Below are 4,984 nucleotides of genomic sequence, written 5' to 3'. Positions count from 1 at the left end.
CTGTAGCACCGACACCCACGCCGACCCAGCCCGCCCCGGCTGCAACGCCACAGCAGAAGGCGGAGCCCAGCAAGCCTGACGAGAAGCCAGCCACCGCTGCGCCGGACGAAAAGCCCGCGCAAAGCGAGGAGAAGCAGGCGACCGAGGAAACCGACAAACAGCAGCCGGACAAACAGGAACCCGCACCGCAACCCGCCGAAAAGCAAGCCGTCGTGACGCCAAAGCCATTGGCGGCTGAGATCGGCGACAAGCCGGCGCCTCCAGCCTCGACTGGAAAGGCAAAGCCCAAAGCCAAACCTGCCAAGACAATGACGTTCAAACCCGCAAGAGCTTTCAAAGCGCCGATCGGGAATGCTGGAAGGTCAAATCCCACCAACGACGACGTTGCAGGATCACCGATCTATTCCGGCCTTCCGGGCGTCAGAAAGCTTTACTCGCAAGGGGCAACCGGCAATGCGTTCGCTACAAGCTCCATGGAGAATGTCCCGCGCGGTCAACGCGTGGCCACCCTTTGCGGCAATGTCCTCAGCCGGGAACTGCAAAGTGCCGACTATACGGTCAAATGGGTGCCAACCATTACGCTGGACAAAGGCAATGTTCTCAATCCTCCGCAGGCCGCCTTCAGCACCAGAAACGCCTGGTACAACCTAAATTTCCGATGCGAAGTCGACGCCGATGCGACGAGGGTCCTGTCCTTCAACTTCCGTGTGGGCTCATTGGTGCCGCCTGGCGAATGGGCCAGCCGTGGATTCACAAAGTATCGTCTAAACTAGGCCGGCACACCAAACCTAGCCAATTGCCGGCTAACTTCTTGCCAGTCGGCGCAGACGAAATCGGCACCGGCAGCTGTCAGCCGCGCGGCGTGCTCGGCATAGGTATGGCCGCCACCGGTGTAGCCGATCGCCGTCATGCCTGCGGCGACCGCGCCCTGGATGCCGAAGGGCGAGTCTTCGATGACGATGCAGTCAACGGGATTGGCGCCGATCTTGTCCGCCGCGAAGAGGAAGATGTCCGGCGCGGGCTTGCCGTTCTTTACCATCGAGGAACTGTAGATCGCATCGCCGAAGAAACGCGCCAGCCCGGTCACGGCAAGGCTGTGGTTTATGCGCTCGACGGAGGAGGACGAGGCGACACAGCGGTCGCCCGCGAGCGTCTCCAGAAACGCAGTGATTCCCGGTGTCGGCTTCAATTCCTGCGAGAACAGCACCTTGGTCTCGGCCCAGATGTCGCCGTCCGCCGCCGCCGGAAACTGGTGGCCGGTCAAATCCTTGATCCTCGCGATGATATCGGACTGCTTCATGCCGATGCATTGGGCGATGATGCTGGTGTTGACACCGGGCATGCCGTGCTTTTCGTAGACGCGCTCATAGGCGCGGGCGGCCAACGGCTCGCTGTCGACAAGGACGCCGTCGCAATCGAAAATAATAGGCCTTGGTGGCGCCACGCGTTTCCCTCTCGAGTCAATTTTCGCACATCGCTATCGGCAAAAAGTCAAATGTTCAATAGCGCGTGCGTTTTGAGGGCGCGAAGAGCGGGCTCAAAGCTGGCGCAACGCATCGCTCGCACGGGAAGACCCGAGCGCCCGTTGCATGGCTTGCCGGGACTGCGCGCGATCCGGGGTGATCCAGTTCGGCTCGGCGCCGAGAAAGCGGTCGAGGAAAGCCACCGCATAGGCCGGCATCTCGGTCACGTTCTCGCGATAGGACCACCATGTGCGCAAATCGTCGGCGCATTTGTCGATGCCGGGTGCCGTGCCGAATTCCTGCTCGTGGATCGCCGAAATCACCGAGACGCAGTAGTTGGTGTAGAGGAAACCCTCCGGCCAGAAGCGGACGATTTCCAGCGTGCCGGCGTTCGTTTCTGTCTCGATCAGCTGGGTGAGGCCGGAGATTTCTTTTGCCGGCGCCTGTTTTATCAACTCGCGCAGCACGAGGCCGGCGGCAAAGACGATGAAGTCGGCGCGGTCGATCGCGGCGAAGCGCTTCTGCGCCTCCATGATCTCGACCCAGTCCAGAAAGGCCCTGGTGAGTTTGGCCTCGTCGATCTCGAAGCGCACGCCGAACGTGTCCGAGACCACCTTCGCGCTGCCGCGAAAGGTGGCGCGGAACCAGCGCAACTGCCGCAGCCGATGGCGAAGATCGGGCATCAAGGCCAGTTCGTCCCTGAAGGGCAGATCCATGTTCCTCGTATCCTGTTTCCCGGTCAGCCTAGCACAACGGTGGCACCGCCGAAATCGGTCAGCGCCCTTGTGGATGACCGCAGCCGAGGCCAATATCATACATATTGACATTCTCGGAAACAAATGTTCTCACTTTGCTGTTGTCACGCGCCGGTCCAAGGTGCGGTTCAACTGAGGCTTCGGGAGGAGAACCGAATGGCGATTTGGCAGTGGGGACTGCTTCTGCTGGTTATTGTGTGGGCGCTGCAGTCGCTCGGCGTCTGGCTGCAGATGCGGCACTATTCGGATGTCTTCAGGGGCGTCACCGACCAGTACAAGGACGGCTTCGTCGGAGCCGGCAATTTTCGCGGCCGGTTGGCCAAGGGCACCATCGCGCTCGTCGTGGTGACGCCCGATCTGGTCGTGCGCCGCCTGATGGTGATGAGCGGCCGTTCCGTCTTCACCAAGTTCAAAAGACATGAAGAGTTCGAGGGTGTTCCCCTCGATAAACTCCGGTCCAACCCTGCAATCATGGGGGAGGGGGAACCCGGTGTGGCCGAGGCCGTGAAACGAGCGATCGAGCAGATCGACAAGACACGGTCGGAGCCGGGGAAGAAGCCGGGCCTGTCCGGTTTGAATGTAGCAAGGGCTTAGAGCCGGAGGATTTCGGGCTCTAAATCAGAGGGATAGAGGACGCCGCGCACCGACTGGGATCAACTGGCGGGTGGCATAAGGAGGAGAAATGTCTGTATTTTCGTTGTTGGCGCAGCATGCCGACATGGCCGTGCACAATCTGCATGTCGCAGGTGCCATGGTCTCGGATGCCGCATTGCATGGCAAGCTCGCAGTCGAGCATGCCTCCGACCATCTCGTTGTCCTCGCACAAGCGGACAGCGGACCGATCACCGTCGATCAGTTCAAGGAAAAGCTGAAGGACGTCCAGCAGGAAGAGCAGCTCGGCTGGCTGACCGCCATCGGCAAGTATTTCATCGGCATCTTCCAGAAGGGCGGCGAGGTCTTCGCCGGCTTCGTCACCGGCATCATTCCGACGCTGGTGGTGCTGATGACGGCCTTCTACGCCGTCACCGAACTGGTCGGTGAAGAGCGCGTGCATGGTCTGGCGCGCGGCGCCGGCCGGATCGCGCTGACGCGCTACACGCTGTTGCCGCTGCTGGCGGTGTTCTTCCTCACCAATCCGATGGCCTATACGTTCGGATCGTTCCTGGAAGAAAAGCACAAGCCGGCCTTCTATGACGCGGCCGTGTCCTATGTGCACCCGCCGCTCGGTCTGTTCCCGCACATCAATCCCGGCGAGTATTTCGTCTGGGGCGGCATTCTCGTCGCGCTGCTGGAGCTGGAAAAGAAGGGCGTCGTCGTCGCCGGCTACCACGTCAAGGTGGCGATCTGGTACGCCATCGTCGGCCTCGTCGTCATCCTGCTCAAGGGCATGCTGACCGAACGCATCACCGCGATCATGGCACGCCGCCAGGGCGTCGAGCTGTAAGGGCGGGGAGGACATCATGGCCAAGACATACAAAGCCGTAAGGATCACCCAGGGCAAAACCGGCTGGGGCGGCCCGCTCGTCATCGAGCCAACCGAACAGCGCAGCAAGGTTGTTTCCGTCACCGGTGGTGGCATTCACCCGGTGGCGCAGCTTATCGCCGACATGACCGGTGGCGAAGCCGTCGACGGCTTCAGGGCGCCGCCGATCGAAAGCGAGATGGCGGTTGTCGTCGTCGACTGCGGCGGCACCGCACGATGCGGCGTCTATCCGCGCAAGCGCATCCCGACCGTCAATCTGACGCCGGTCGGTCAGTCCGGACCGCTGGCCCAGTTCATCACCGAGGACATCTACGTTTCGGGCGTGAAGCCGGCCAACATCACAATGGCGGACGGATCCGAAACGGTCACGACTGCAGGGGGAGCAGCAGCGATGAGTTCAAGCAACAATGCGGCCGCGGCACCACAGCCGCTGCCGAGCGAAGGTGGGCTGATCGGGCTCATCAGCACGATCGGCCGCGTCATGGGACGTATCGTCGGCATCTTCTTCAATGCCGGCCGTCGCACCATCGATCAGGTCATTCGCAACGTGCTGCCGTTCATGGCGTTCGTGACCATGCTCATCGGTCTGATCCTGTATACCGGCATCGGTGATGTGCTGGCGCAGCCGATGGGTCCGCTGGCCAACAACATCGTCGGCCTGCTGATCATCTCGGCGATCTGCGGCCTGCCGTTCCTTTCGCCCATCCTCGGGCCAGGCGCTGTCATCGCGCAGGTCATCGGCGTTGCCATCATCGGCCCGCAGATCGCCAACGGCACGATTTCGCCGGCGATGGCACTGCCGGCGCTGTTTGCCTACAATACCCAGGTGGGCTGCGACTTCGTCCCGGTCGGCCTGGCGCTCGGTGAGGCCAAGCCTAAGACGATCGAAATCGGCGTTCCGGCGGTGCTCATCAGCCGCCAGATCATGGGGCCGGTCTCGGTGCTGATCGCCTGGGTCGTCAGCCTGATCGTGTTCTAAGGCAATTCCGGGAAAAGCGCATAATGCTTTCCTTTGGAAATTGCGTCAAAACAAAGAGATAGAGCGGTTCACCGCTCTAGGAAAAGTAGAGAAGAGGTTCGCCATATGACGGTTCTGCTGAGAACACGGGTCACTGCCATCGGCCCCGAAGTGGCGGACCTTGCCGAAGGGGGCGTGGTCATCCTGTTTGCGGATGGCTCGCCGCCGGAGCTTGCCGAGGTTTCGGTGCTCCACAAGGCGGAGCAGGGGCCAAGTGACGGAGCGCCCGCCAAGGGCGCTTCGATCACCCTCGGCCCGGTTGCCG

General features: G+C 61.6%; 7 protein-coding genes. 5 read left to right on the top strand and 2 right to left on the bottom strand.

Translation table 11 applies throughout. From position 1 onward, the window contains the following. A partial coding sequence (locus tag EN939_RS20585) for a DUF930 domain-containing protein (protein ID WP_127269449.1) occupies positions 1–773 on the top strand: 773 nt, incomplete at its 5' end. Here EN939_RS20585 and EN939_RS20580 read toward each other — a convergent pair. Further along, positions 770–1,444, bottom strand: a complete 675-nt coding sequence (locus EN939_RS20580; RefSeq protein ID WP_127269448.1) for an HAD family hydrolase — start codon at positions 1,442–1,444, stop codon at positions 770–772. The two genes, EN939_RS20585 and EN939_RS20580, sit on opposite strands and share 4 nt — an antisense overlap. Positions 1,445–1,537: 93 nt before the next feature. Next, complete coding sequence (locus EN939_RS20575; RefSeq protein WP_024503716.1) at positions 1,538–2,179, bottom strand: hypothetical protein; 642 nt, start codon at positions 2,177–2,179, stop codon at positions 1,538–1,540. A gap of 195 nt (positions 2,180–2,374) precedes the next feature. On the opposite strand from EN939_RS20575, the gene EN939_RS20570 reads away from it, so the two are divergent. From EN939_RS20570 to EN939_RS20555, 4 genes are all read left to right on the top strand, one after another. Next, positions 2,375–2,812 carry a transcriptional regulator GutM gene (locus tag EN939_RS20570; RefSeq protein ID WP_127269447.1) on the top strand — a complete coding sequence of 146 codons (438 nt, stop codon included), beginning with the start codon at positions 2,375–2,377 and terminating at the stop codon, positions 2,810–2,812. Between the two features lie 88 nt (positions 2,813–2,900). Then, positions 2,901–3,662, top strand: a complete 762-nt coding sequence (gene srlA, locus EN939_RS20565; RefSeq protein ID WP_013529328.1) for a PTS glucitol/sorbitol transporter subunit IIC — start codon at positions 2,901–2,903, stop codon at positions 3,660–3,662. A 16-nt stretch (positions 3,663–3,678) separates the two neighbouring features. Continuing rightward, the gene (gene srlE, locus EN939_RS20560) at positions 3,679–4,680 is read left to right on the top strand and encodes a PTS glucitol/sorbitol transporter subunit IIB (protein WP_027038062.1); all 1,002 of its coding nucleotides are present in this window, start codon (positions 3,679–3,681) and stop codon (positions 4,678–4,680) included. A gap of 105 nt (positions 4,681–4,785) precedes the next feature. Then, positions 4,786–4,984 (top strand): PTS glucitol/sorbitol transporter subunit IIA (locus EN939_RS20555; protein WP_272483104.1); only part of this gene is annotated, 199 nt, incomplete at its 3' end.

Source organism: Mesorhizobium sp. M7A.F.Ca.CA.002.05.1.1 (genome assembly GCF_003998335.1).
Lineage (GTDB): Bacteria > Pseudomonadota > Alphaproteobacteria > Rhizobiales > Rhizobiaceae > Mesorhizobium.
The sequence above is the reverse complement of the archived record's forward strand: the minus strand, read 5'-3'. Positions and strand labels throughout refer to the sequence as shown.

Coding starts and splice junctions, on each gene's coding strand:
- EN939_RS20575 (WP_024503716.1), bottom strand. CDS start 2,179: ATGGATCTGCCCTTCAGGGACGAACTGGCCTTGATGCCCGATCTTCGC.
- EN939_RS20570 (WP_127269447.1), top strand. CDS start 2,375: ATGGCGATTTGGCAGTGGGGACTGCTTCTGCTGGTTATTGTGTGGGCG.
- srlA (WP_013529328.1), top strand. CDS start 2,901: ATGTCTGTATTTTCGTTGTTGGCGCAGCATGCCGACATGGCCGTGCAC.
- srlE (WP_027038062.1), top strand. CDS start 3,679: ATGGCCAAGACATACAAAGCCGTAAGGATCACCCAGGGCAAAACCGGC.